The organism is Idiomarina sp. 28-8, from assembly GCF_000320945.2.
GTDB lineage: Bacteria > Pseudomonadota > Gammaproteobacteria > Enterobacterales > Alteromonadaceae > Idiomarina > Idiomarina loihiensis.
On sequence record NZ_DF266790.1, the window covers coordinates 30424 to 53090 of the forward strand.

Annotated in this window: 25 protein-coding genes and 1 tRNA gene; 20 read left to right on the forward strand and 6 right to left on the reverse strand. The window is 47.6% G+C overall.

Annotated features, from left to right (window positions below):
- Genes RJ32_RS04885 through RJ32_RS04905 form a run of 5 tightly spaced genes read left to right on the forward strand, consistent with a single transcriptional unit; the run spans position 1 to position 4745 of the window.
- Positions 1 to 1068 carry an ABC transporter substrate-binding protein gene (locus tag RJ32_RS04885; RefSeq protein ID WP_034819589.1) on the forward strand — a complete coding sequence of 356 codons (1068 nt, stop codon included), beginning with the start codon at positions 1 to 3 and terminating at the stop codon, positions 1066 to 1068.
- Positions 1047 to 2666 carry an ABC transporter permease subunit gene (locus RJ32_RS04890; protein ID WP_034819592.1) on the forward strand — a complete coding sequence of 540 codons (1620 nt, stop codon included), beginning with the start codon at positions 1047 to 1049 and terminating at the stop codon, positions 2664 to 2666. The genes RJ32_RS04885 and RJ32_RS04890 overlap by 22 nt, the downstream gene beginning before the upstream one ends.
- Entirely contained in the window at positions 2650 to 3318 is a 669-nt protein-coding gene (locus RJ32_RS04895) for an ATP-binding cassette domain-containing protein (RefSeq protein ID WP_034819595.1), read from the forward strand. The genes RJ32_RS04890 and RJ32_RS04895 overlap by 17 nt, the downstream gene beginning before the upstream one ends.
- Positions 3311 to 3949, forward strand: a complete 639-nt coding sequence (locus RJ32_RS04900) for a CDP-alcohol phosphatidyltransferase family protein (protein WP_034819597.1) — start codon at positions 3311 to 3313, stop codon at positions 3947 to 3949. Before RJ32_RS04895 ends, RJ32_RS04900 begins: the two co-directional genes overlap by 8 nt.
- Positions 3942 to 4745: a sterol desaturase family protein gene (locus RJ32_RS04905; RefSeq protein ID WP_034819599.1), complete on the forward strand. Its 804-nt coding sequence runs from the start codon at positions 3942 to 3944 to the stop codon at positions 4743 to 4745. Before RJ32_RS04900 ends, RJ32_RS04905 begins: the two co-directional genes overlap by 8 nt.
- A 6-nt stretch (positions 4746 to 4751) precedes the next feature.
- On the opposite strand, the gene RJ32_RS04910 is transcribed toward RJ32_RS04905, so the two are convergent.
- The 6 genes from RJ32_RS04910 to flgA all read right to left on the reverse strand — a co-directional run bounded on the left by RJ32_RS04910 (position 4752) and on the right by flgA (position 8230).
- A tRNA-Arg gene (locus RJ32_RS04910) sits at positions 4752 to 4828 on the reverse strand.
- A gap of 40 nt (positions 4829 to 4868) precedes the next feature.
- Positions 4869 to 6032: a flagellar assembly protein FlgT gene (locus RJ32_RS04915; protein WP_011234405.1), complete on the reverse strand. Its 1164-nt coding sequence runs from the start codon at positions 6030 to 6032 to the stop codon at positions 4869 to 4871.
- A 97-nt stretch (positions 6033 to 6129) separates the two neighbouring features.
- Positions 6130 to 6609: an LPP20 family lipoprotein gene (locus RJ32_RS04920; protein ID WP_011234404.1), complete on the reverse strand. Its 480-nt coding sequence runs from the start codon at positions 6607 to 6609 to the stop codon at positions 6130 to 6132.
- Between the two features lie 57 nt (positions 6610 to 6666).
- Positions 6667 to 7068: a flagellar export chaperone FlgN gene (gene flgN, locus RJ32_RS04925; protein ID WP_034819602.1), complete on the reverse strand. Its 402-nt coding sequence runs from the start codon at positions 7066 to 7068 to the stop codon at positions 6667 to 6669.
- Positions 7068 to 7391, reverse strand: coding sequence for a flagellar biosynthesis anti-sigma factor FlgM (gene flgM / locus RJ32_RS04930; protein WP_034819605.1), 324 nt, complete (start codon positions 7389 to 7391; stop codon positions 7068 to 7070). Before flgM ends, flgN begins: the two co-directional genes overlap by 1 nt.
- A gap of 116 nt (positions 7392 to 7507) precedes the next feature.
- The gene (gene flgA, locus RJ32_RS04935) at positions 7508 to 8230 is read right to left on the reverse strand and encodes a flagellar basal body P-ring formation chaperone FlgA (RefSeq protein WP_034819608.1); all 723 of its coding nucleotides are present in this window, start codon (positions 8228 to 8230) and stop codon (positions 7508 to 7510) included.
- Between the two features lie 162 nt (positions 8231 to 8392).
- Between flgA and RJ32_RS04940 the strand changes: the two genes are divergently transcribed.
- From RJ32_RS04940 to RJ32_RS05010, 15 genes are all read left to right on the forward strand, one after another.
- A complete protein-coding gene (locus RJ32_RS04940) occupies positions 8393 to 9328 on the forward strand; it encodes a chemotaxis protein CheV (protein ID WP_034819609.1) in 936 nt (311 codons plus the stop codon).
- A 156-nt stretch (positions 9329 to 9484) separates the two neighbouring features.
- Positions 9485 to 10321 (forward strand): protein-glutamate O-methyltransferase CheR, encoded by an 837-nt coding sequence (locus tag RJ32_RS04945; RefSeq protein ID WP_034819611.1) that lies wholly within the window; start codon positions 9485 to 9487, stop codon positions 10319 to 10321.
- A 98-nt stretch (positions 10322 to 10419) separates the two neighbouring features.
- On the forward strand, positions 10420 to 10824 hold the full coding sequence (gene flgB, locus RJ32_RS04950) for a flagellar basal body rod protein FlgB (protein WP_034819613.1): 405 nt from the start codon (positions 10420 to 10422) through the stop codon (positions 10822 to 10824).
- A 6-nt stretch (positions 10825 to 10830) separates the two neighbouring features.
- Positions 10831 to 11283, forward strand: coding sequence for a flagellar basal body rod protein FlgC (gene flgC / locus RJ32_RS04955; protein WP_034819615.1), 453 nt, complete (start codon positions 10831 to 10833; stop codon positions 11281 to 11283).
- A gap of 14 nt (positions 11284 to 11297) precedes the next feature.
- Positions 11298 to 11981, forward strand: a complete 684-nt coding sequence (gene flgD / locus RJ32_RS04960) for a flagellar hook assembly protein FlgD (protein ID WP_034819617.1) — start codon at positions 11298 to 11300, stop codon at positions 11979 to 11981.
- A gap of 15 nt (positions 11982 to 11996) precedes the next feature.
- Entirely contained in the window at positions 11997 to 13454 is a 1458-nt protein-coding gene (flgE, locus tag RJ32_RS04965; RefSeq protein ID WP_034819620.1) for a flagellar hook protein FlgE, read from the forward strand.
- Between the two features lie 119 nt (positions 13455 to 13573).
- Entirely contained in the window at positions 13574 to 14317 is a 744-nt protein-coding gene (flgF, locus tag RJ32_RS04970; RefSeq protein WP_034819624.1) for a flagellar basal-body rod protein FlgF, read from the forward strand.
- A 21-nt stretch (positions 14318 to 14338) separates the two neighbouring features.
- Positions 14339 to 15127, forward strand: coding sequence for a flagellar basal-body rod protein FlgG (gene flgG / locus RJ32_RS04975; RefSeq protein WP_034819627.1), 789 nt, complete (start codon positions 14339 to 14341; stop codon positions 15125 to 15127).
- Between the two features lie 34 nt (positions 15128 to 15161).
- Entirely contained in the window at positions 15162 to 15836 is a 675-nt protein-coding gene (gene flgH / locus RJ32_RS04980; RefSeq protein WP_034819631.1) for a flagellar basal body L-ring protein FlgH, read from the forward strand.
- Positions 15837 to 15846: 10 nt separating this feature from the next.
- Positions 15847 to 16947, forward strand: a complete 1101-nt coding sequence (locus RJ32_RS04985; protein ID WP_034819633.1) for a flagellar basal body P-ring protein FlgI — start codon at positions 15847 to 15849, stop codon at positions 16945 to 16947.
- Between the two features lie 14 nt (positions 16948 to 16961).
- Positions 16962 to 17930, forward strand: a complete 969-nt coding sequence (gene flgJ, locus RJ32_RS04990; protein WP_034819636.1) for a flagellar assembly peptidoglycan hydrolase FlgJ — start codon at positions 16962 to 16964, stop codon at positions 17928 to 17930.
- A 90-nt stretch (positions 17931 to 18020) separates the two neighbouring features.
- Positions 18021 to 20048 carry a flagellar hook-associated protein FlgK gene (gene flgK, locus RJ32_RS04995; protein ID WP_034819639.1) on the forward strand — a complete coding sequence of 676 codons (2028 nt, stop codon included), beginning with the start codon at positions 18021 to 18023 and terminating at the stop codon, positions 20046 to 20048.
- Positions 20049 to 20061: 13 nt separating this feature from the next.
- A complete protein-coding gene (gene flgL, locus RJ32_RS05000) occupies positions 20062 to 21270 on the forward strand; it encodes a flagellar hook-associated protein FlgL (protein ID WP_034819642.1) in 1209 nt (402 codons plus the stop codon).
- A 34-nt stretch (positions 21271 to 21304) separates the two neighbouring features.
- Positions 21305 to 21709, forward strand: a complete 405-nt coding sequence (locus RJ32_RS05005; protein ID WP_034819645.1) for a hypothetical protein — start codon at positions 21305 to 21307, stop codon at positions 21707 to 21709.
- A 117-nt stretch (positions 21710 to 21826) separates the two neighbouring features.
- Positions 21827 to 22645, forward strand: coding sequence for a flagellin domain-containing protein (locus tag RJ32_RS05010; protein ID WP_034819648.1), 819 nt, complete (start codon positions 21827 to 21829; stop codon positions 22643 to 22645).
- Positions 22646 to 22667 lie beyond the last annotated feature (22 nt).

Sequence of the window (22667 nt, forward strand, 5' to 3'; positions counted from 1 at the left end):
ATGCGTTTTACTGCTGCCATCAGTTTATTGCTAGTGACACTTTTTGCCGCCTTACCTTTAAAGGCCGAAGTGGTTAACTTTTATGCCTGGGGTGGCTCGCCGGAAGTAAACAGTTACTTACGCTGGGCGCAAAAGGAACTGCAAGGGCAGGGCATTCAGTTTCGCCATAATAAAGTGGCGGATGCCTCCGAGGTGGTTAAGCAAATTATAGACGGTCATTCCAATGCGGATATTATCTGGATAAACGGTGAAAACTTCCATGCACTGAAAGAGGCTGGTGCTCTGCGTTCCATTGCCGATGAAATTAAGGCAATGAACAACATTAACCAGGACCTTAACTGGCAAACCGATTTCGGTGAATCGGTGGATGGGCTGGAAGTGCCCTGGGGAGTAGGGCAATTTAACCTGATTAGCCGACCCGGGCTTTTCACTCAAAAAACAGTGACTGCAGAAAGCCTGCTCAACGCCGCCCGGGAAAATAAAGGTCGCATCAGCTACCCTAAACCACCGGACTTTCATGGCACCACTTTTTTAAAGTCGCTGTTGTTATCGATACATCCGCAACAACGCGAGGTATTTCAGCAGCCCGCAAACAGTGTTAATGCAAATGAGCTGACAGAGCCTTTATGGAGCTATTTAGACAAACTGCACCCGCTGTTATGGCAGCAGGGCAAAAATTTCCCTTCCTCGGCTGGTGAGCAGATTTCATACCTGGCAAATGGGCAGCTACTGATGGCGGTCAGCTTTAATCCCAATGATTATAAAACCCTGGTGAATCAGGGGCAGTTGCCTGCGGGCGTTGAGCGTCACACGTTGTCAGACAAAGCCATAACCAATAACCATTATTTGGCGGTGTCGAAAAGCTCTAAGAGCACTGAAGCTGCGAAAGCGGTTATCGAGTTTTTATTGTCTGAAAAAGCGCAGCAACGAAAAGCCGATATCAATCGCTGGGGTGATCCTTCCGTTCTTAAAAGTGCGCAAGGCTCTTCGCTGCTGGAACCCACCGACGACTTTCATGCCAGTTGGCAGGAGTATCTGGAGCGGGAATGGTCCGCACGTTATCAGTAGTTGTCTGGTTATTGCTCATTATTCTGCCGGTTGGCAGTGGTGTGCTTTTTCTGCTGATTAGGTCATTTGACCCTGAAACCGGCGTCAACTTAGTAGCCTTAACTGAGCTGCTGGCAGATTACGATTCAATAGCTTCAAGCCTTATACTCGCCGTAGCCGCGCCACTAGTTGCTTGCTATTTAGCGCTGTGGATGGCTCCGGTATTATTAAAAAACGCTCGCCTGCTGCAACTCCTGTCTCCACTTTTGTCCATTCCGCATGTGGCCTTTGCGGTCGGCCTTATGTTGTTAATGAGCCCGTCCGGCTGGCTGATACGTTTAGTGGAAAGCGTCAGCGGAGTGTTCCCGGCACCACCGGCAAGCTGGCCATTATCCGAAAAGTCGTTAGTGACGGTTATAGTGGTTCTGGTTTTAAAAGAGCTGCCATTTTTACTACTAATGATATCGGCTCAGTTAAAACAATTGCCCGTCAATTCGTGGATGACCCAGGCACAGAGCTATGGTTACAGCGAACGGCAAGCCTGGTGGCGCATTGTTACGCCGGAACTTTTAAGACGTTTAACGCTGCCTATGGCGGCTGTCATTATTTACTCGCTGTCAGTGGTCGATATTCCGCTGTTAGTGGGCAGTAACACGCCGGGTGTGCTGGCGCAGCGCGTGTATGAATGGAGCTTTCAGTTCTCTTCCAGCAGCCAGATTAAGGCAATAACTGGAGCATGGGTTTTACTGGCTATGGCTTTAATACTGCTATTAATAAATGCCCGGCATTATGCTTTGTATCGCCGCTTAGTGCTCGGTAAAAAAGTAACCCAACCCGTAAAACTCAACACACATAAAGCTAGCCGTTATGCCTGGATTCTTCTGGGGGTACTGTCGTTGGGGGTTATTGTTGTTTTAGCCTTGCAGAGCTTAGCGACACATTGGTTTTATCCTGAGTTATGGCCTGCGGACTTAAACCTTGAACGCTGGCAAACCGAGTGGGCTTACTTAGCTGAGCCAACAGTGAATAGCCTATGGCTGGCGCTGCTCAGTGCGTTATTTGGTACTGTAGCCGCAATTGCTCTGCTACAACGGCAACGACAGAAAGCCGTCGCATCGTTTTACTGGCCTGTGCTTGTAGCGTTGTTTATTCCGCAGGTGCCTTTGGTACTTGGTTGGCAACGGCTAGTTGGTGGGCAACTGAGTAGTGGCTGGCAAGCCTGGTGGGTGCTCTGGTCTCATGCCGTATATACTCTGCCTTACGCCTACCTGGTTTTGCATGGGGCTTACACCCGCTTTAACGAGCAGTGGCTAACCCGGACTCAAAGTTTGGGTTATAGCTATCGGGCCGCCTGGTGGCGAATTATGCTACCCATGCTAAAGCAGCCCATAGCCGTTGCTTTTGCGGTCGCCTTTTCGGTTAGTATTGCTCAGTACCTGCCAACGCAATGGCTGGGGAAAGGCTTAACGCCCACTTTAACCACCGAAGCCGTTAGCGTTGCCAGCGGCGGGGACTGGCGTATTGGCAGCCTTTATGCGCTGTTACAAATGCTACTGCCACTGGTGGTGTTTATTGCTGTCGGACTCATCAGGACAAAAAGTTATGCTGAACATTCGTAACCTTGAAATAAAAAGGCGCACAAAAAATGGCTCTGAGCCTTTATTCAGCCTGAATGAACTGACGGTTGAAAAAGGTGAAATTGTCACGCTGATGGGTCCGAGTGGCGTAGGGAAGTCGACCTTGCTGCGCTGGGTGCTTGGTGAGCACTTGCCTAACTTTCATATTCAGGGCGAATTAAGGTTAAACGGCGAAGATATCGGCGAGCGCTCAATTGCCGCGCGCCAACTTGGCATGATGTTTCAAAAGGGCGGTTTGTTTCCGCACTTAACGGTTGAAGAGAACTGCTATTTTGCGCAAAAGCCTCGTTCAGCACTAACCCACCAGCAGCAAAAAGACAAAGCTCTGGCCATGCTGAATAATCTGGGGCTAACGGATAAACGGACGGTTTACCCTGACAGCTTAAGCGGCGGGCAATACGCTCGCATCGCTTTAATCTGTTCGTTATTAGCAGAGCCGCAGGCCATGTTACTGGACGAACCGTTTTCGGCATTAGACGCCAGCCTGCGTGAAGAGGTCAGACAGTGGACTTTTGCACAACTCAAAGACAAACAAATGCCGACCTTATTAGTTACTCATGACAGCGCAGATGCCTGTGGCCGTGTGCTTGAAATACAAGGAACTGAGGTAAAAGGAGACGTCGCTAATGTTTGACCCTAAGCTACTTCCGGCAACCCGAAAAATTCTCGACCTCCCTGCGCGCATACTCGTCCGTGTTGGTGTCAGTGCTGATCAGGTCACCATAACAGGTTTTATTATCGGTTTGCTGGCTGTGCCATTTTTAGCCTTTGAGCTTTATGAATTCGCGTTAGTGGCAATTCTACTCAACCGCCTGTGCGACGGTCTGGACGGGGCAGTAGCAAGGCGCACTCAACTAACCGACGCCGGTGGCTTTCTTGATATTGTGCTGGATTTCATTTTTTACAGTGCTGTGGTATTTGGTTTTTTATTGGCCTCGCCCGAACAGAACGCCATTGCCGCAGGCTTGTTGTTAGTCACTTTTATGGGTACTGGCTCTACTTTTCTGGCCTTTGCCAGCGTTGCCGGAAAGCGTGGTATTGAAAACCCGGAATATCCGAATAAGTCACTGCATTATATGGGCGGTCTAACCGAAGGCTTTGAAACCATTGTAGCTTTTGTGGCGTTTTGCTTGTGGCCACAGCACTTTCCGGTACTGGCCTATATATTCGCCGCTGCCTGCTGGCTTACCGCAATAACCCGCATTGTTGCCGGTTACCGCACACTGAAACAGCCAGGGGCAAAGCCGGAGGGCACCGATGTCTGAAACTGCCTGGCGCTTAAGCATTTTTCTTGGCGTATTGCTTATTATGGTGTTGTGGGAAGTTGCCTCGCCTAAGCGCAAGCCCCGCTATAGACGTAAACAGCGCTGGCCGGCAAACCTCGCCATAGTAGCCGTCGATACGGTATTGCTGAGAATTATTGCGCCCGTTGGCCTGACCGGAGTGGCGCTTGTTGCATCAGAAAATGGCTGGGGGCTTCTTAATTACTTAAGCAAGGCGGGTACGGAAATACCCTTTTGGTTGGTTATGGTAGTCAGCATTGTCGCACTGGATATCGTTATTTACTGGCAGCATAGGCTATTCCACCGTATCCCTTTATTATGGCGAATGCACCGGGTGCACCATGCCGATCCGGATTTTGACGTCACCACCGGGTTGCGCTTTCACCCGGCCGAAATAGTGCTGAGTTTTTTCATAAAGGCGGCCGCCATTCTTGCTCTGGGCGCTCCGGCGTTAGCCGTTATTGTATTTGAGATTATTCTTAACGCCTGCTCCTTGTTTAATCATGGCAATGTGGCACTGCCCAAACCTGTGGAAAAGCTCGTGCGCAAAGTGCTCATTACCCAGGAGCTGCATCGCATTCACCACAGTACGGAAAAAGAAGAAACCAACAGTAACTACGGCTTTAGTGTCAGTTGGTGGGATCACCTCTTTCGCAGCTTCACCGCAAAGCCAAAGGCCGGTTCCGACAATGTAGATATTGGTCTGCAAGAATACCGCGACGCAAAACTCACCACTAAACTTTGGGGGTTATTGAAGATCCCCTTTACCCGGAATTAATAGACATGGCGTCCCCGGCAGGAGTCGAACCTGCGACCTGCCGCTTAGGAGGCGGCTGCTCTATCCTGCTGAGCTACGGGGACGTGCCGCGAATTATGCCAGAAGCTGTCGCGGGTTTCACCCTCAGTTAACCGGCACCACCCAGTCGTTCACCTGAACGTTGTGCAGCATGTTCCCTTTCGTCAACTTAGCGACGGCGGTGGACTGCTGCACCTGGGACACCTCAACTTCAAATTCACTCACCTGCCACTTCTGACGATAACGTCCCTGATCATCGGTAAAATGGCTGGGTTGCACAATTTTTAGCTTATCGCCGGTGTGTACGCCGTGCTTTTCACCTAAGTTGAATTGAACGGTGTTTTCATCAACGGCAATAATTCTGGCGCGCACCGGCTTACAAACCACCTGTTCTTTTACGCCGGAAGCTAAGTCGCGCAGGCCGCTATCCAGTGCTGCACCAAAAGGTTCATTCCAGAATTGTGCAGTAGCAACATCCACATTGGTGGTGCGATCAAAGGTCCAGGGTTGGGTGTTCTCAACTCGTGCACGGGTTACTAGCTGCCCGGTGGTGGCATCGAGAAGGTAAAGTGTTAATGCGTAATGGCGATCGGGGTCGCTGGACCAAAACCAGCTAGATTTAGTATCCATCATGGCCAGGTCGTCGAACATGCCGAAAATAACAAACTGACTGTCGTTGGCTAAACCAATGCTGCGGGACATACGACCTAATTCTTCCAGGTTCAGGCCGCTGAGAGCCCGGTCTAAACCGGCGTGACGGTGCAGGGTGTGGGCAATCTGCAACTGGCTGCCAACACCGCCTAATTCACGGGCTAAACGCTCGGCCGCTACTTTGCCTATTTCCCAAATTTGTCCCCAGGTACCATGGGCGCGGTCGCGTAGTTCAAAAGGAACAACGGTCACGGAGTTTTTGTAGCTGCTGCGGGTGCAGTCGCCTTCGCGGTTCCAGATGTCCGCACGAAGCAGAACAATAACGCGGTCGTCGCGAACTTCTTCGCGAACTATGGTCACCTGGTCAACATTGCCCTGGCTATTCCACTGGGTTTCGGTGTTTTGTAAAACGCCGTCAACCACTTGCTGAATACTGGAGATGTTACCACCAGAGGTTAACAATGCCTGCTGAAGGGCGTTTTCGATGGCTTTTTCGCGTGCGGCATTGGTGTCACCATTAATAATGCGGGCAGTGCCCTGAGCTTCCACCCAACGCGCTTCGCTTGGCATAGCAATAAAGAAAACAGAGATGATAAGTAGCAGGGTTTTCCAGTTCATGGTGTTAATGCATCCCAAGTGTCAGTTTTTAGTCGTTACTTTACTATCGGAATTAACTGCAAAAACCCTGCCATGTTTAACTCAATAAAAGTGGCGCTTAATAATAGACAACGCGTTTCACTTTCTGCTGACGGTTGGTGCTTTGATACAGGCGGTGAACCTTTTCGAAATCAAGACGCAACTCAGTCGCGTAGTAGTCTCCAACAGTATAGGTCTTAACCACTTCTGCACCACGAATCACTCCGTCTACAGAGGCCTGAAAACTGTCGCGGTTTAAGGCCCAGTCTTCCACCGAGCTACTACCGGCGATGCGTTGGCCATAGACTTGTTCAGCAAGCTCGCGGTAAGCGGCTAACTTAGAGGCGCGCATGGCGTTTAAGTCTTTTAGCTGTGCATTTTCGCCTTGCTGAGTTTCAATAGGGGCGTAGCCAACCGCATTCAGCACCGGAAATTCACTTGGGGTTTGGGTTTCCCATTCAACGTGCTTTTGATCGTACACAATTTTGTTGTAAGCACTACAGCCGCTTAATAACAGCGCAGATGCAAGTAGAGCTAAAGAGAGTAAATGCTTAGCCATAACGACCTCTGATTGAACAAAGTACTTATGGTTATAACGGCTGGACTGGCAAAATCTTTAACGGATTTTACCTTTACTATTGTAGGTAAGGGTATCTTTTCGTGCGGACTGTAAAATGGACTGTTTTAACTGCTCAATACTGTTTAGCGTTGACTGCACCACGCGTTCATTAACCTGACTTTGATGCTGAACGTCAGAGAGGGTGGCCTTAATAGCAGCAACCGCTTCAGCTAAGTCCGCGTCGTCTTTTAACTGTTCGTTGTCAGGGTGTTGAGCCAATTGCTGGTCGAGTTCGCTAATATGGATAAGCGTTTTTTCTTTGGCGTCGGCAATAGCATTAACATCAGCGTGTTGGCGCTCGACAATGGCATTAAGCTCACGTTGTTGTAACAACGCAAGGTTTTCCAGCGAGTCTGCCATATCCTGTAATATCTCGTTAACAGGCGCCAACACGGTCATTATTCGTTGCTGCCGTTACTGAACAGGTCAGACTCAAACTGAGCCAGTTTATTGGCCAGCTGTTCAACGTTAATTTTGTATGAGCCGCTTTCAATGTCGGCTTTAATTTTATCAACTTTGGCCTGGTCAATGCCGCTGCTGTTCATTGCTTTTTCCTGTAAGCCATTCAGTTGCTGCGCTTCGCTGGTTAACGAAACGGCCTCACCACCTTTTTGCGAAACCGCAGCAGGCTTCGCCGGAGCATCGCTCTGTATTTGACGACTGCTGGATTTGCTATCAATGTTGGCATTTTTCAGCCCGGCATTGTTAATGTTAATTGACATGGTTTTTAGCCTCGCTAGATAATATGTCTCGGTTACTTATCGACCACACTTAAAAATACTTTAATAAAAATTTTAGCACGTAGCCTGACGTTCACGTCAGGTTCTTGTTAAGCATTTTATAAATTAACAGTCACTTCATTTAGTCCTGTGACAACCGCTTGTATTGATTTGTTCGAACGCGCGTTCTCAACAACAACCGATTCACCTTTGAGACCATCAGCCAGGGCTCTTCCGGCTGCAGTAATTCGCAAAGTTTTATCTTGCGCAACTATTGTAACGCTTTGCCCCTCACATACAAGACATGTCTCGCTGGCACTTATTGCCTGACCTGCGGCAACGCGCTTTTTAATACGCGCTCCAACCAAAGCCGTCATGTCAGTAAATACATTGGAGCGAACCCGGTTAAGGTCGACTTCGGAAAAAACTAAATCACTTTCGCTTATCATTTGCCCCGGAGCCATAGGTGAGGCCGCGGTAACAACATTTTTGTAGCGGTAGATGCGTACGGGTACATAAGTTCGCCAGTTGGCTGAGGCCACACACTCAATTTCAATGGTGGTGTAGCTGTCGAGGTTGGCGTTAGTGGCCAGGCCAACTTTTGGTGGCTGCGAGCAAATTTTGGGAGCCATGCGTGGGTCGAGGTTATTGGCAACCACTTCCACACGACCATTATCCGGCGCTGAAACCCGCTGTTCTACATAATTATGAGCCAGCTCCTGTAACGCTTTGTAATTAAAACGCTGACTGTCTTCCGAGCCTCTGGTTTCTGCGTTAACGGAATTAAAGCTACAAGCTATAAAAAAAATCGAACTGATCAGCAGCGATTTACGTACTATCATAAAAATTCCTGATGTTATCCGTTAAGGTTATCTGGTCGAGTGCCGAAAAAAACGGTATAACGTCAAAAGATCGGCAGTTCGATGGTTTCAGTATGGTTAATGTGGATACAAGCAAATACCGTGCCGAAGTAGAAGTAGCCTGCCACATAACAGGAGTGAACAATGGCTAGCATTCTCGATTCAGTGAATCAACGCACACAAATGGTCGGTCAAAACCGACTGGAACTATTAATGTTTCATCTAAACGGTAGGCAGCGCTTTGGCATCAACGTATTTAAAGTACGCGAAGTATTGCCATGCCCTAAACTTACCGCAATGCCTAATCGTAACCCTCTGGTTCGTGGCGTTGCGCATATCCGTGGTCAGGCTATATCCATTATTGACTTGAGTATGGCGACCGGTGGTCGGGCGCTAACCGATATTCAGAATCGTTTCGTCATTATTGCTGAGTACAACCGAACCATTCAGGGCTTTTTGGTTGAAGGGGTTGATCGCATCATTAACATCAACTGGGAAGATGTGATGCCGCCGCCCAAAGGTACCGGAAGAGATGCGTATCTTACCGCGGTGACCAAAGTGGAAGATGAATTAATTGAAATTATTGATGTGGAACGCATTTTAGCTGATATTATGCCGGCTAATATGGATGTCAGCGAAGAAGTCGCGAATGCACCTATCAATGTTGCAAAAGAAGATTTAACCATTTTGATTACGGATGACTCTTCGGTTGCCCGTAACCAGATAAAACGTGCATTGCAGTCTTTGGGTATTACGCTCGAAGTTAAAAAGAACGGTAAAGAAGCTTTAGATTACTTAAAAGATAAAGCTAAGGAAGTGGGGGGCTTAGTTCATCCTCATGTGCCCGTTTTGGTTTCCGATGTAGAAATGCCAGTTATGGACGGTTACACGCTTACCGCTGAATTGAAGGCTGATCCAAATTTACGCGATATTCATGTTATTTTACATACATCATTGAGTGGTGTGTTTAATCAGGCTATGGTGAAGAAAGTCGGTGCCGATGATTTTATTGCAAAATTTCATCCGGATGAGCTGGCGACCGCCGTACAAAAATGGCTGAACACAGAAGTTATTGCGTAGCCTGATGCTATTGCATCAGGTGCGATATTCGACCTGCCGTTGAACGTCAGGCTGCGGTCTCGTAGCAAACTTAGGTGCCGGGTAAGAATATTGAACCTGACGTTAAACGTCAGGCTACGAAACGAATGAAACTGAAACGGAAGTTGTTTATATAACGTGATAGATCGCGAATTAAGTTTATCGGAATATCAGGAATTTCGTCAGTTCCTTGAACATCAATGCGGTATCGTATTGGGTGAGAGTAAACTGTATCTGGTGAAGAGTCGGCTGAGCCCTTTAATGGGCCGGTTTAATGTCGATTCGCTCGCAGAGCTTGTCAAACGCTCAATGAAGCTAAGTGAGCGCGCGCTGCGGGCAGCGGTTATTGATGCCATGACAACCAACGAAACCTTGTGGTTTCGTGACACTTACCCGTTTGAAATTCTGAATGACCGTATTCTTCCGGAATATAAAAATCACACCGGGCCTTTAAAAATTTGGTCTGCAGCCTGTTCCTCGGGGCAGGAACCTTATTCCATTGCCATGACCTACTTAGAGTATAAGGCGAAGAATCCGGGTGGGTTAAGAGCCGGTATAAAAGTTACGGCGACCGATATTTCTAATAAGGTGCTCGAGCAGTGTGCAATTGGTGAGTACGATAGCCTGGCTCTTGCGCGTGGTTTGTCGGCTGAGCGTAGAAAGAAGTTTTTTACTGACGCCGAAAGTAAAGCCGGCTCCATGAGAGTAAAAGACGAGCTTAAGCAGTTTATTCATTTCCGTCACTTAAACTTGCTGGACAGCTATTCTTTGTTGGGCAAATTCGATGTTATTTTTTGCCGCAATGTTCTTATTTACTTTGCCCCTGAAGTAAAGCGGAAAATTATTGCCCAATTCCGGCAATCGCTGAACCCCGGCGGTTATCTTTTTCTCGGTGCATCCGAATCAATTTCAGGACTTACTGAGGATTTTGAGATGATCCGCTGCCAGCCGGGCATTATCTACAGAAGAAAATAGTGCCTGCAGAAAATGCTCGCCTGAAAAACTAATCACCCTGTCTGAACTGGCACACTTCCTGCATCGTCTCCACCATCGAACACTGTGGAGACAAAAATATGGCACTTTCCATGGACAAGCTTTTGGGAATACAGCAACACACGCTGGGGGTACGAACTCAGCGCGCGGAGCTTATTGCCAATAACATTGCCAATGCTGATACCCCCGGCTACAAAGCGAAAGGCCTGGATTTTCAGCAGGCGTTGCAGCAAGCGCAGCGCGGTATGGAAAATCATAAAATGGCGCGTACTCACGAAAAACATTTCAGCGTTGAAATTAAACCTCAGGGAACTGAAAAGTTCCGCGTACCCACGCAACCGGATACCGGCGATGGCAACACCGTTGATGTGCAGTTGGAACAAAACTTGTATGCACAAAATGCGTTGGAGTATGAAATGACCATGAACTTTCTTGACGGCCGTATCAGCGGTGTGAAGAAAGCCCTGGGCGGACAAGGGAGATAATAAGTCATGAGTCTTTTTAACATTTTTAATGTGTCGGGTTCGGCCATGAGTGCTCAGTCAGTACGACTGAATACAACAGCCAGTAACCTCGCAAACGCTAACTCAATTAGCAGCAGTATTGATGAAACCTATCGGGCCAGAAACCCGGTTTTTGCGACCGCTTTAGCCGACGCTAAAGGTGACTATCGCGGTAATAGTCTGACGAATCAGACTCAGGCGGGTCAGGAAGCCGGCGTCAAAGTACTGGGTATTGTGGAAAGTCAGGATCCGCTGCAAATTGAATATGCTCCAAATCATCCTATGGCTGACGAAAGCGGTTATATCTACCGTCCAAACGTCAACACCATGGAAGAAATGGCCAATATGATTTCGGCTTCGCGTTCCTACCAGACAAACGTTCAGGTAGCGGACACTGCCAAAACAATGACACAACGTTTATTGCGTCTGGGTCAAGGGTAAGCAGGAGATAAGTAATGGAAGGCGTAAGCAATAATTCCTACATTGACGACTTGAAATGGAAGAAAGAAGACGATGCCAGATATGCTGATCCAGATGAGCAGGGAAAGCTGGAGCAAGAAGACTTCTTCAAGCTGTTAACAGAGCAACTCAGTATGCAGGACCCGTCTAAGCCGGTCGAGAACGATCAGATGATCGCTCAAATGACCAGTTTCACAATGGCGGAAGGTATTAGCGGTCTGTCAGACCGATTTGACCAATTTGCGACAGACATGACCTCGAATCAGGCACTTCAGGCTTCAACTATGGTTGGGCGTAAAGTTCTGGTGCCGACTGATCAGGCTAACCTGGAATCAGGGGCTGGCGTAACGGGCATGATTGCGACACCGCAGACGGCTCAGAATGTAAAAATTAGTATTAAAGACTCCACGGGTGCAACGGTTAAAACCATTGATTTAGGTGATGTGGAGCAGGGAACAAAAGAGTTTGAGTGGGACGGCGTTATGTCTAACGGCGAAGAAGCGCCCGCCGGAAATTATTCGTTCTCTGTGAATGCCCAAGTAGGTGGTCAGACTGAAGAGCTTCCATTGCAAATGCACGCTCGTGTGCAAAGTGTCAGCACCGGCGGTGACCGCGGTGTGGTTTTGAATCTTAAAGGATTAGGTGGCATCAAGCTTTCTGATGTGACTGAAATTAGCTAACAAGTGAGGTGACTTATGTCATTTAATATTGCACTCGGCGGTATCAATGCATCACAAAAAGACTTAGATGTAACCGCAAATAACATTTCAAACGTCAAAACAACCGGCTTCAAGCAATCACGTGCTGAGTTCGCGGATGTTTATGCCAGTAGTATCTTTAGTTCGGGACGAGCTAAGGTGGGGGATGGCGTGTTAACGTCATCAGTTGCACAGCAATTTAGTCAAGGTACGCTCGATTTTACTGAAAACTCTTTGGATATGGCCATTAGCGGAAATGGCTTCTTTGCAACCGCATCCCAGATAGGCGATCAAGATTACAACTTTACTCGCTCAGGTGCGTTTAAGTTAAATAACGAGAGCTATATGGTTGACAATAATGGGAATTACTTGGTCGGTTTTCCTGTTAATGAAACGACCGGAACAAGTCAGTCCTCCAGTTTAGCTACTGCCCAGCCTCTTCGTATTCCTGACACGGCTGGGGCGCCAAGCTTAACTGAAAACGTGAACCTGTCGTTTAATGTCGACTCGAGGAGTAATGCGGTTCCCATGAAGACAGGAGACGATCCCACTAAGACCGGTTATGTTGAGGGACGACCATTTAATCCTGAGGATACTGGTAGTTATAACACTTCAACATCCACAACTATATACGACTCCCTTGGTGAGTCTCATGTAATGACAACCTACTATGTTCGTCGAGCCGAAGGACAGGGTGGAGAAAACGATCCGGGTAAAAAAATTCCTGAGGATGATAATACTTACTGGGACATTTATACTACTGTCGATGGACAGGGGGTTGACGCTAAACAGCAAGATAGCGAAGGAACAGTAATTGAGGGTACGGAAGCTGAGCCAACTGCGGCGTTTTCAGGTGGCGGTCCTTACCAGGGGATTCGTGTGTCTTTTGGGTCCGACGGGAAACCGAATTCTGACTCTCCTGGTTTCACTGACGAAACTTTTCGTGATGCGACGGTGGCAGTGGGTAGCACATATAGCAATGGCGCAAATGCAAACCAAGAGTTGGCTATTAAGTTTCAAGACCCGCAAGGAGACAGGCTGCCTACTCAGTATGCTTCGGAATTTGAAGTTAACTTTCTTGAGCAAGATGGCAGTACGTTAGGCCGATTAACTAAGGTGGAAACGGCAGAGGATGGGCTTATTTCAGCGACATACTCCAACGGTGATACTCGTTACTTAGGCCAAGTTGCACTAGTGCGCTTCGCGAATGAGCAAGGTCTGACTCAGGTTGGCGGTACATCATGGAAACAAAGCAGTGCATCAGGCGAGGCGCTGGCAGGCCAAGCCAATTCAGGTACCTTTGGTGCAATCGAGTCATCTGCACTTGAAAACTCAAACGTCAACTTGACCAAAGAGCTGGTTGACTTGATTTCAGCTCAGCGTAACTTCCAGGCGAACTCACGTTCACTCGAAGTGAATAACACCATTAACCAGACTATTCTTCAGATTCGATAATAACTTCTGGTTACTGACTAACAAAAGACGCCTTCGGGCGTCTTTTTTGTTTTTGGCACGAAATCTGCATTGTCTTAATAATAAACCGCAGACGACAAAATTTTGGCTGGAGGTCAGCTATGGACAAGATGCTTTGGGTAGCGATGAGCGGCGCGAAAGAGAACATGAACGCTGTCGCTGTCCGTGCCAATAATTTAGCAAATGCCAACACCACAGGCTTTAAAGGCGACCTGCAACAAGCTCGGGCAATGCAGGCCTTTGGTGAAGGTATGCCAACGCGCGTTTTCTCTATGACAGAAAGCCCCGGGCAAAACTTTGCCAGTGGAGCAATGCAGACCACCGGACGGAATCTTGATGTTGCCATTCAGGATCAAGGCTGGATTGCTGTCGATGACGGCAATGGCAATGAGCGTTATACCCGAAATGGTAGCCTGGAAGTGGGTACCGATGGCCTGTTGAAAAACTCCACTGGAAAAACAGTGCTGGGAGACAATGGACCGATATTTGTGCCAATGCCGATAGATAACTTGGCTATTGGTGCCAACGGGAATATCTCTATACGACCTATGGGGGCTCCGGCCAATGCGATGGAAGTCATTGACCGTATTAAACTAGTCAACCCGCCAAACGGTAATATGAAAAAAGGTAACGATGGTCTGTTCAAGTTAAAAGACGATCAACAGGCCATTGCCGATGCCAACGTAAAACTGGAAATTGGCGCTTTGGAAGGCAGTAATGTGAATAGCGTCGAAGAAATGACGCACATGATCGCTCTGCAGCGTCAGTACGAAATGAACGTCAAATTAATGAAAACGGCCGATGAGAACGCCCAGCGTTCTGAGTCGCTGATGAGAATCAGCTAAGCGTAGCCCAGGAGAAAGACCATGAACCCAGCATTATGGATAAGTAAAACCGGATTGGACGCGCAGCAGCGCGATATTTCAGTTATTTCTAACAACCTGGCTAACTCTAGTACGGTTGGCTTTAAAAAGAGCCGGGCGGTATTCGAGGACTTGTTGTACCAGAACATTAACCAGCCGGGCGGTCAGTCTGCGCAGGACACCGAGCTACCTAACGGTTTAATGCTGGGTGCCGGTACCAAAGTTGTCGCAACGCAGAAGTCCCACACTCAGGGTAACGTGCAGACAACCGATAACTCACTTGACGTGATGATTGACGGTAAAGGTTTCTTTCAGGTGTTGATGCCGGATGGCAACATTTCTTACACCCGTAACGGTCAGTTTTCTTTAAATGAAGAAGGCGAAATGGTGACGTCGGGTAATGGCTACACCATTGAGCCTGCTATTCAGATACCGGAAGACGCGATGTCGGTCAGTATTTCACAAGAAGGTGAGGTTACTGTCACGCAGCCGGGCAACCCCGATAACGTAGTGGTTGGGCAGCTTAATTTGGTTAACTTTATTAACCCGGCCGGCCTACAGCCTATGGGTCAGAACCTATACAAAGAAACCGCAGTAAGTGGTGCTCCCTTAGAAGCGGTTCCGGGCGTTGACGGAATGGGTAATACGATTCAGGGCGCATTGGAAACCTCAAACGTGAACGTGACCGAGGAGCTGGTGAACTTAATTGAGAGTCAGCGTGGTTACGAGATGAACTCTAAAGTGATTTCGTCTGTGGATCAGATGTTGAGTTACATTAACCAGCAGCTTTAATTGTTGTCGTCATTAAATAATAGCGGGTGAGTCTATGCGTTTTTTACTTTTTTCTTTAGCCGCAGTGGTTTTAGCCGGTTGTGTACAAACGCCGCATAAACCTATGCCGGATGACCCATATTACGCACCCGTATTGCCGGAAGAGCGTGCGCAGCCGGTCGTGCCAACAGGCTCTTTATTTCAGGATGCTTACGCGGATAATCTGTATTCGGATATTAAAGCCCGCAGACTGGGCGACATTATTACCGTGACGTTGCAGGAGCAGACTACCGCCAGTAAAACGGCTACGACGGAAACGTCAAAAGAGAGCACTGCAGAATTAGCAGCGCCGACGGCGTTTGGACGTGACATTACCGTAGGCGGCAATCCGCTGTCTGCGGGTATAAACGGAACTCGTGAGTTTAATGGCGATGGCAGCTCTGATCAAAGTAATCAGTTAAACGGTGAAATTACTGTAACGGTTATAAAAGTGCTGCCGAACGGCAACTTGATTGTTCGCGGTGAAAAGTGGATGCGCATTAATACCGGTGATGAATACATTCGTTTAACCGGTATGATCCGCCCGCAGGATATCACTGCCGCTAACCAAATCCCGTCAACTCGTGTCGCCAATGCGCGCATTGAGTACTCGGGTACCGGCAGCCTGGCGCAGGTGCAGGAGCAGGGTTGGTTAACCCGCTTCTTTAACAGCCCAATATGGCCATTCTGAGGAGTAAGGCATGAGAACGCTTAAAATATTTGCGCTGGCGGTAAGTTTAATTTCTATGCTGGCGGCTCCTGTTCAGGCTTCACGGATAAAAGACATTGCCTCGGTGCAGGGTATTCGCTCCAACCAATTAATTGGTTATGGTTTAGTGGTTGGTTTGCCCGGCACGGGTGAACAAACGCCATTTACTGATCAGACCTTCCGCACCATGTTGGGCAACTTCGGCATTAATATTCCGGCGAATGAGCGTCCTAAAATTGATAACGTTGCAGCGGTTGCTGTACACGCCGATTTACCAGCCTTTGCGAAACCCGGACAGAAAATTGATGTGACGGTGTCTTCCGTCGGTAGTGCCGACAGCCTGACCGGCGGTACTTTACTGCAAACTTTTTTGAAAGGGGCTAATGGTGAAGTTTACGCGGTTGCACAGGGCAGTTTAATTGTAGGTGGTCTGGGGGCGGAGGGTAACGACGGCTCTCGTATTGTTATTAATACGCCGACGGTAGGCCGTATTCCCGGCGGCGGTGTGGTTGAGCGCGAAGTTCGCTCTGGTTTTGGTTCGTCCGATTATTTCACTTTTAATTTGCATCAGTCCGACTTTACAACTGCTAAGCGCATGGCCGAGACCATCAATAATTTAGTTGGTGACGGTGCTGCTCAGGCGGTAGATGCAACTTCAGTACGGGTAAGGGCTCCCCGCGACTTAAGTCAGCGGGTGAGCTATATGTCCACACTGGAGAACCTGGAAGTGCAGCAGGCTTCTGCGGCCGCGAAAATTATTGTGAATTCGCGCACCGGAACTATTGTTGTTGGTCAGAATGTTGAATTGAGACCAGCAGCCGTAGCGCACGGTAATATGCAGGTGACCATAGCCGAAAATGTCAATGTCGATCAGCCGAATCCATTCGCCGATGGCGAAACAGCGATTACTCCTCAGAGCATTATTGACGTAAACCAGGAAGATGCACGGATGTTTGTATTCCAACCGGGTACAACATTGAATGATTTAGTGCGAGCGGTGAATCAAATTGGTGCAGCCCCGGGTGACATGATCGCTGTGCTGGAAGCATTGAAACAGGCCGGTGCGTTATCCGGTGAACTCATCGTTATTTAACGGCAGTTAATAATATGACGGTTTCAGACTCTCATCTAAAACAAGCGCAACACGCTATGGATACCCACAGCCTGGACGGGCTGCGGAAGCGTGCGTTTAAACCCGATGACAAAGAAGCGCTGATGGAAGCCGCGCAGCAGTTTGAAGCCATATTCCTGAACATGGTCATGGGCAGTATGCGCAAAGCCAATGCGGTGTTTGAGGAAGACAACATGCTGGATAATCGCTATACGAATATGTATCGCGATATGTATGACCAGCAGTTGACCTCAGAGCTTTCAAATCAGGGAAGCCTTGGGCTGGCTGAGTTGATGGTAAAACAACTGGGTGGCGACGATAGCTACGTTCCGTCATCTATGAATCGTAGCGGAGCGAATCTTGATGACCCGCGCATGAAAAACCGCACCGATATGAGCACTCAACTGAGTGATCAAGGAGGTATTGACGCCGGTTTATATTATGGGAATCAGCGCGTTAATACCGCGAAACTAAGCGACGGGAACGCAACTTTTGATTCACCGCAGAGCTTTATTGCGGCTTTAAAACCTCATGCCGAACGAATTGCGAAAGAAGCCGGTTTGAACCCTGATGTTTTAATGGCGCAGGCTGCGTTGGAAACCGGCTGGGGGAAACGCTTAGTGCCCGGACGACACGGTGGTTCCAGCAATAATTTATTCAATATAAAAGCCGACACGCGTTGGAGCGGCGATAAGTCTCATGTGAGTACGCTGGAGTTTGACGGGGAAGTTGCTCGTAAAGAGCGTGCAGCGTTTCGCTCTTATGCCAATGTGGAACAGAGCTTGCAAGACTATGTGGACTTTATTAAAGAGCATCCGCGCTACCAGCAGGCTTTACAAGTAGCTGATGATCCGGCGCAGTACGCGGAAGCTTTGCAAAATGCGGGTTACGCGACAGATCCTCAGTATGCACAGAAGATTCAGTCGGTATTAAACAATCCGGCTTTTGTTGATAAAGAAATTTAGTGGTGCCGCAGGCGGCAAAAAATTGCCGTTCAAACTAAATAATATTCGCTAGGTGCCGATAACGGTCACAGAGTAACTGGAGAGTCATTGATGAGTTTTGACTTATTAAATATCGGTAAGAACGGCATATTAGCGCATCAGCAAAGCCTGCAAACCACCGGTAAGAACATTAATAATACGAACACGGACAGTTACGTTCGCGAGCGCACCGAATACTTTGAGTCTTCTTATGGAGGGCTTGAGCGTGTCCGCGTACAACGCATGATCGATGAATTCTCCAATCGTCAGTTACGTACGGATATTTCAAAAGTCAGCTATTACGAAGCGAACCTGCAGCAGGCTGAGCAATTAGATACTTTACTGGGTGACAGCACGACTAATGTTTCTTCTAGTATTGAAAGTTTTTTCAATACACTACAAGACGCCAATAATGATCCTGGTTCAGTGACAGCCCGTCAGCTTATTTTGGCCGAGGCGGACGCTATGGTAACAAAGTTTAATGACTTTTCGGGTTACCTTGACGAACAAAAAAGCATTATTAACGAACGTGTTAATCTATCGACCGACCGTATTAACTCAATTGCGGAAAATATCGGTAGTCTGAATGAGCGAATTTTTGCATCGCAAGGTGGCAGTGAAGCGAACGGCGATACCAATGCGCTGATGAATCAACGAGATGAAGAGCTGAGACAGCTTGCGGAGCTTGTTGAGTTTAATGTCGTTGAACATGAAAGCGGCGCATTGAGTGTTAACTTGCAAAGCGGACAACCACTGGTACTTGAAGATGGCCGCTTTAACTCGGTTGCGGCTAAAAATAATCCGAACACCGAGCGTTTAGAGTTTGTGCTAGAAAAAGAACATGGCGGTGGGAAGAAGAGTGAGTTCTTAGTGCCTGTGGGAGAGATTGGAGGGGAAGTTGGCGGTTATTTAGAATACCGTGATGAGATTCTGATGCCAACAGAGCGCCGCTTAGGTCAGTTGGCGGTTCGTATTGCCGACAGCATGAATGCTCAAAACCAAAAAGGCATGGATTTAGATAACCAGCTCGGGCGTAAGTTATTTGATTTAACACAAACGTCAGCCCAAGGGCTTGGCTACGATGAGAACACAGGTAACGCAACAGTTACCATGAATGTTCTTGAAGGTAATAGCGAGTCGTTTCCCTCGGAAAATCTGCAGGTGACTATGACCAGTGCCACAGATTACGAAGTGGTTGCGGTTGACTCAACGGGTAAGCCACTGGATGGAGCCGATGTGGTTACCGGAACATTGGACGGTGCTGGTAATGCCGATATAGTGCGCTATGGCGTTTCTTTGAATGTAGCCAATACCGCCAACGCTGGTGATAAATTTTTAGTTAAACCATCCGAGAGTGCCGCATCTGAAATTAGTCTATCAGTTCGCCGACCAGAAGATATAGCGTTGGCGAGTCCCGTTCGCGTGAGTGATAATCCCGATAACCAAGGGGCTGCGGAAGTAGAGCTAAGCCAAATAAATACGCCGGATGACTTTTATAATGCAACGGGTGATGGGCTTATCGGGACGGCTCCAGCAGAGATAGAAGTGGTCTCTGTAACGGGAAATAATTATGAATTGCGTATGTTGGATCAAAACGGCAATCAGATAGGAACTAACCGCACAACGCAAGATCTGAAAAATGTGATTCAGCAAATATATGACGCTGATGGCATCGGTATTGATGCGGATTACGATATCAATATTGTCGGAGAACCGCAGGCAGGCGATAGCTACAATATGGAATACAACCTGAATGGTTTTGACGATAATAGCAACGGACAAAGGCTCTCTGATTTGCAGCGTCAGCAACTTGTTCGCCGAGATGGTGCCGAGGACTCTGAACCGACCATGACGTTTAATGAGAGTTATGGACGCTTGGTTTCTGACGTGGGCAGTAAAGTGAGCCAAAACCGTGTGCTCAGAGACTCTGCGGAGGCCGTGAAAGCACAAACAGAAGCGCTTTATGAATCACAATCCGGTGTGAATATAGAAGAGGAGGCTGCTAATCTTATTCAATACCAGCAGGCTTATACAGCGTCAGCAAGAATTATTACTACGTCGCAAACAATTTTCGATACGCTGCTGCGTTCTTTAGGTTAGAAGGTGAGATAAGATGAGATTAAGTACCAGTTTGTTTTATCAGCGAGCCCAGGACACCCTGACAACGTCCCAGTCTCGAATGGATAAAGTTCAGTTAATGTTGACAAAGCAGACCCGGATTTTGAGTCCGGCAGATGATCCTATTGGTAATTCGCAAGTGTTGGCGTTGGATGAAAAACTTGCGCAGAATGCTCAATTTGATCGCAACTCTATCACGTTGGAGAATAATCTCGGCCGAGAAGAGAGCGTTCTTTCTAATATGGTTGACTATGTACAAAAAGCACGTAGCTTGGCTGTAAATGCGGGTAACGGGAGTTTGTCCGCAGAGAACCGTGAATCTATAGCGCTTGAGCTTCGAAATATAGAGCAGGCGTTATTTGATTTCACGAACGCTCAAGATGAAGCGGGCGAGTATATTTTCGCGGGTTATCAAAATCGTATTCAGCCGATGGAGTATGATCAGGCAACTCAATCGTACGCTTATAGAAGTGACGATGGTCAGCGTGAAATTCAATTGTCACCAAGTTTGCATTTACCAGCAGGCGACCCGGGTAGCAAGGTGTTTAATAACTTGTCGACTCGTGCGGATATTGATTTTACGAATGGTGATAACTTAGTAAAAGGTTTAAAGGCTCCAGACCGTCAAACTTTAAAAGGTTATTGGGATGCGGGTAACGCAGATACGCAGTCGGCAACTATTGAATTTGTTGGCGGAGACTATCAAATTCGTGATGGCGGAAATAATATTGTGCAAGGGCCTAATGCGTATAATCCAGGCGATACTATTACCTATCAAGGTCTTGAAATTGAGACATCCGAGAATGTTGCTAATGGTGATGCCATAGACTTCGACATCGGTGAACCGGTATCTCGGAATATTTTGACTCAGATAGGTGATTTAGCATCTGCACTTGAGAATTCAGGGCCTGAAGGGAAAGGGTTCTTCACTGATGAGATTGACTCTTCACTCTCTTCTTTCGATGATGCGATTACGAGCTTGACCAATACGCAGGCAAAAGTAGGGGCTCGCTTGAATGTGTTAGAAAGCTCTCGATTGAGTAATACTGATATAGAAATAGTTAACGAAAAAGCAAGAGCAGACATCGCTGACGTGGATTACTCAACAGCGATAACAGATCTGATTAAGAATGAAACTATTTATTCGGCATCACAGCAAGTTTTCAGTCGCGTCAGCCGTTTGAGTCTGTTTGACTATCTTTAAATAGTGCAATGATAAAAAATAAGAAGGTTTTAGAATGAAAGCGAGTGAAGAGCAGGCGCTTATGGAAGACTTGGCTAATGACGCAGTTACCTTTGTGGAATCAGAGTTTGGCATGGTTTTAGACTTCTCGCGTGAGAGTGTTTTACAAGTTGATGACGTTATAAAGAAACTTCGCAATCAATTTCAGTCGGATATAGCGCAGGAAAAGGTGGTGTATACATTGTCGAATATACTGGGGGCTTATTGTGGTGAGTGCTTCATAAAACAGTACGGTGGTGCCTGGTTGATTGAAGACGATGGCGAAAAAAATATGATTTATTTAAAAAAAGATGACTTTACTTTTCCTTTTCCCGGCGTGGTCTACTTGAACCTGACAGAGAAAGAGTGCCTTTCTATCAATGACTACTATCAAGAGGCTGCACAAAAATTAGAGGGTTGAATAACAGAGCCGGAAAAAAATTGCCACTTTTTTTCAAGAAAGTCTAAAGTCCCCTGAATGGCAGCCGATAACCTTTATGAGCGTACAAACCTTTCGCTTTAATTTGGAGAATGTACTATGGGACTTTATGTAAATACAAACGTGTCATCACTGAATGCTCAGCGTCAATTGATGAACTCAGGTAACGGCCTGGACACTGCTTTCGAGCGTTTATCTTCAGGTTTTCGTATCAACAGTGCTGCAGATGATGCGGCTGGCCTTCAAATCTCAAGTCGTATGACTTCACAGGTTCAAGGTCTTGATCAAGCAGTTCGTAACGCGAACGATGGTATTTCTGTTGCGCAAACAGCTGAAGGTGCACTGCAGGAAACAACTGACTCTCTGCAACGTATTCGTCAATTGGCGATTCAATCTCAGAACGGTGTTAACAGCGACGAAGATCGAATTGCACTGCAAAAAGAAGTCGATGCACTGACAGCTGAGATATCTCGTGTTGCAAGTACAACTGAGTTTGCGGGTAAGAAGCTATTAGATGGCAACTTTGGTGAGCAGTTCCTTGTTGGTGCCAATGCGGGTCAAAATATTGGTGTCAGTATTACTCAAGGGTTTGATGCAGCAGGGTTAGGTATCGATGCATTGGCTGTTTCGAGTGCAGGTGGCGCGTCTAGTGCGATTTCTGTAATTGATGGTGCATTGTCAACTGTGAATGCTCAGCGTGCCGACTTGGGTGCGGTACAGAACCGCTTCCAGTCAACTATTAGTAACCTCAGCAACATTTCTGAGAACGTAACCTCTGCACGCTCGCGTATTAGAGATACCGATTTTGCTGCAGAAACAGCGAATCTGACTAAATTCCAGATCCAACAGCAAGCTAGTACGACGATTTTGGCACAAGCTAACCAACGTCCTCAGGCAGCGCTGTCGCTTCTTGGATAGAAAATTGCGTGCTGCTTGGCTA

Excerpts from the sequence above, each read along its gene's own strand:
- RJ32_RS04885 (WP_034819589.1), top strand. The coding sequence starts at position 1 with ATGCGTTTTACTGCTGCCATCAGTTTATTGCTAGTGACACTTTTTGCC.
- RJ32_RS04890 (WP_034819592.1), top strand. The coding sequence starts at position 1,047 with ATGGTCCGCACGTTATCAGTAGTTGTCTGGTTATTGCTCATTATTCTG.
- RJ32_RS04895 (WP_034819595.1), top strand. The coding sequence starts at position 2,650 with ATGCTGAACATTCGTAACCTTGAAATAAAAAGGCGCACAAAAAATGGC.
- RJ32_RS04900 (WP_034819597.1), top strand. The coding sequence starts at position 3,311 with ATGTTTGACCCTAAGCTACTTCCGGCAACCCGAAAAATTCTCGACCTC.
- RJ32_RS04905 (WP_034819599.1), top strand. The coding sequence starts at position 3,942 with ATGTCTGAAACTGCCTGGCGCTTAAGCATTTTTCTTGGCGTATTGCTT.
- RJ32_RS04915 (WP_011234405.1), bottom strand. The coding sequence starts at position 6,032 with ATGAACTGGAAAACCCTGCTACTTATCATCTCTGTTTTCTTTATTGCT.
- RJ32_RS04920 (WP_011234404.1), bottom strand. The coding sequence starts at position 6,609 with ATGGCTAAGCATTTACTCTCTTTAGCTCTACTTGCATCTGCGCTGTTA.
- flgN (WP_034819602.1), bottom strand. The coding sequence starts at position 7,068 with ATGACCGTGTTGGCGCCTGTTAACGAGATATTACAGGATATGGCAGAC.
- flgM (WP_034819605.1), bottom strand. The coding sequence starts at position 7,391 with ATGTCAATTAACATTAACAATGCCGGGCTGAAAAATGCCAACATTGAT.
- flgA (WP_034819608.1), bottom strand. The coding sequence starts at position 8,230 with ATGATAGTACGTAAATCGCTGCTGATCAGTTCGATTTTTTTTATAGCT.
- RJ32_RS04940 (WP_034819609.1), top strand. The coding sequence starts at position 8,393 with ATGGCTAGCATTCTCGATTCAGTGAATCAACGCACACAAATGGTCGGT.
- flgB (WP_034819613.1), top strand. The coding sequence starts at position 10,420 with ATGGCACTTTCCATGGACAAGCTTTTGGGAATACAGCAACACACGCTG.
- flgC (WP_034819615.1), top strand. The coding sequence starts at position 10,831 with ATGAGTCTTTTTAACATTTTTAATGTGTCGGGTTCGGCCATGAGTGCT.
- flgD (WP_034819617.1), top strand. The coding sequence starts at position 11,298 with ATGGAAGGCGTAAGCAATAATTCCTACATTGACGACTTGAAATGGAAG.
- flgE (WP_034819620.1), top strand. The coding sequence starts at position 11,997 with ATGTCATTTAATATTGCACTCGGCGGTATCAATGCATCACAAAAAGAC.
- flgF (WP_034819624.1), top strand. The coding sequence starts at position 13,574 with ATGGACAAGATGCTTTGGGTAGCGATGAGCGGCGCGAAAGAGAACATG.
- flgG (WP_034819627.1), top strand. The coding sequence starts at position 14,339 with ATGAACCCAGCATTATGGATAAGTAAAACCGGATTGGACGCGCAGCAG.
- flgH (WP_034819631.1), top strand. The coding sequence starts at position 15,162 with ATGCGTTTTTTACTTTTTTCTTTAGCCGCAGTGGTTTTAGCCGGTTGT.
- RJ32_RS04985 (WP_034819633.1), top strand. The coding sequence starts at position 15,847 with ATGAGAACGCTTAAAATATTTGCGCTGGCGGTAAGTTTAATTTCTATG.
- flgJ (WP_034819636.1), top strand. The coding sequence starts at position 16,962 with ATGACGGTTTCAGACTCTCATCTAAAACAAGCGCAACACGCTATGGAT.
- flgK (WP_034819639.1), top strand. The coding sequence starts at position 18,021 with ATGAGTTTTGACTTATTAAATATCGGTAAGAACGGCATATTAGCGCAT.
- flgL (WP_034819642.1), top strand. The coding sequence starts at position 20,062 with ATGAGATTAAGTACCAGTTTGTTTTATCAGCGAGCCCAGGACACCCTG.
- RJ32_RS05005 (WP_034819645.1), top strand. The coding sequence starts at position 21,305 with ATGAAAGCGAGTGAAGAGCAGGCGCTTATGGAAGACTTGGCTAATGAC.
- RJ32_RS05010 (WP_034819648.1), top strand. The coding sequence starts at position 21,827 with ATGGGACTTTATGTAAATACAAACGTGTCATCACTGAATGCTCAGCGT.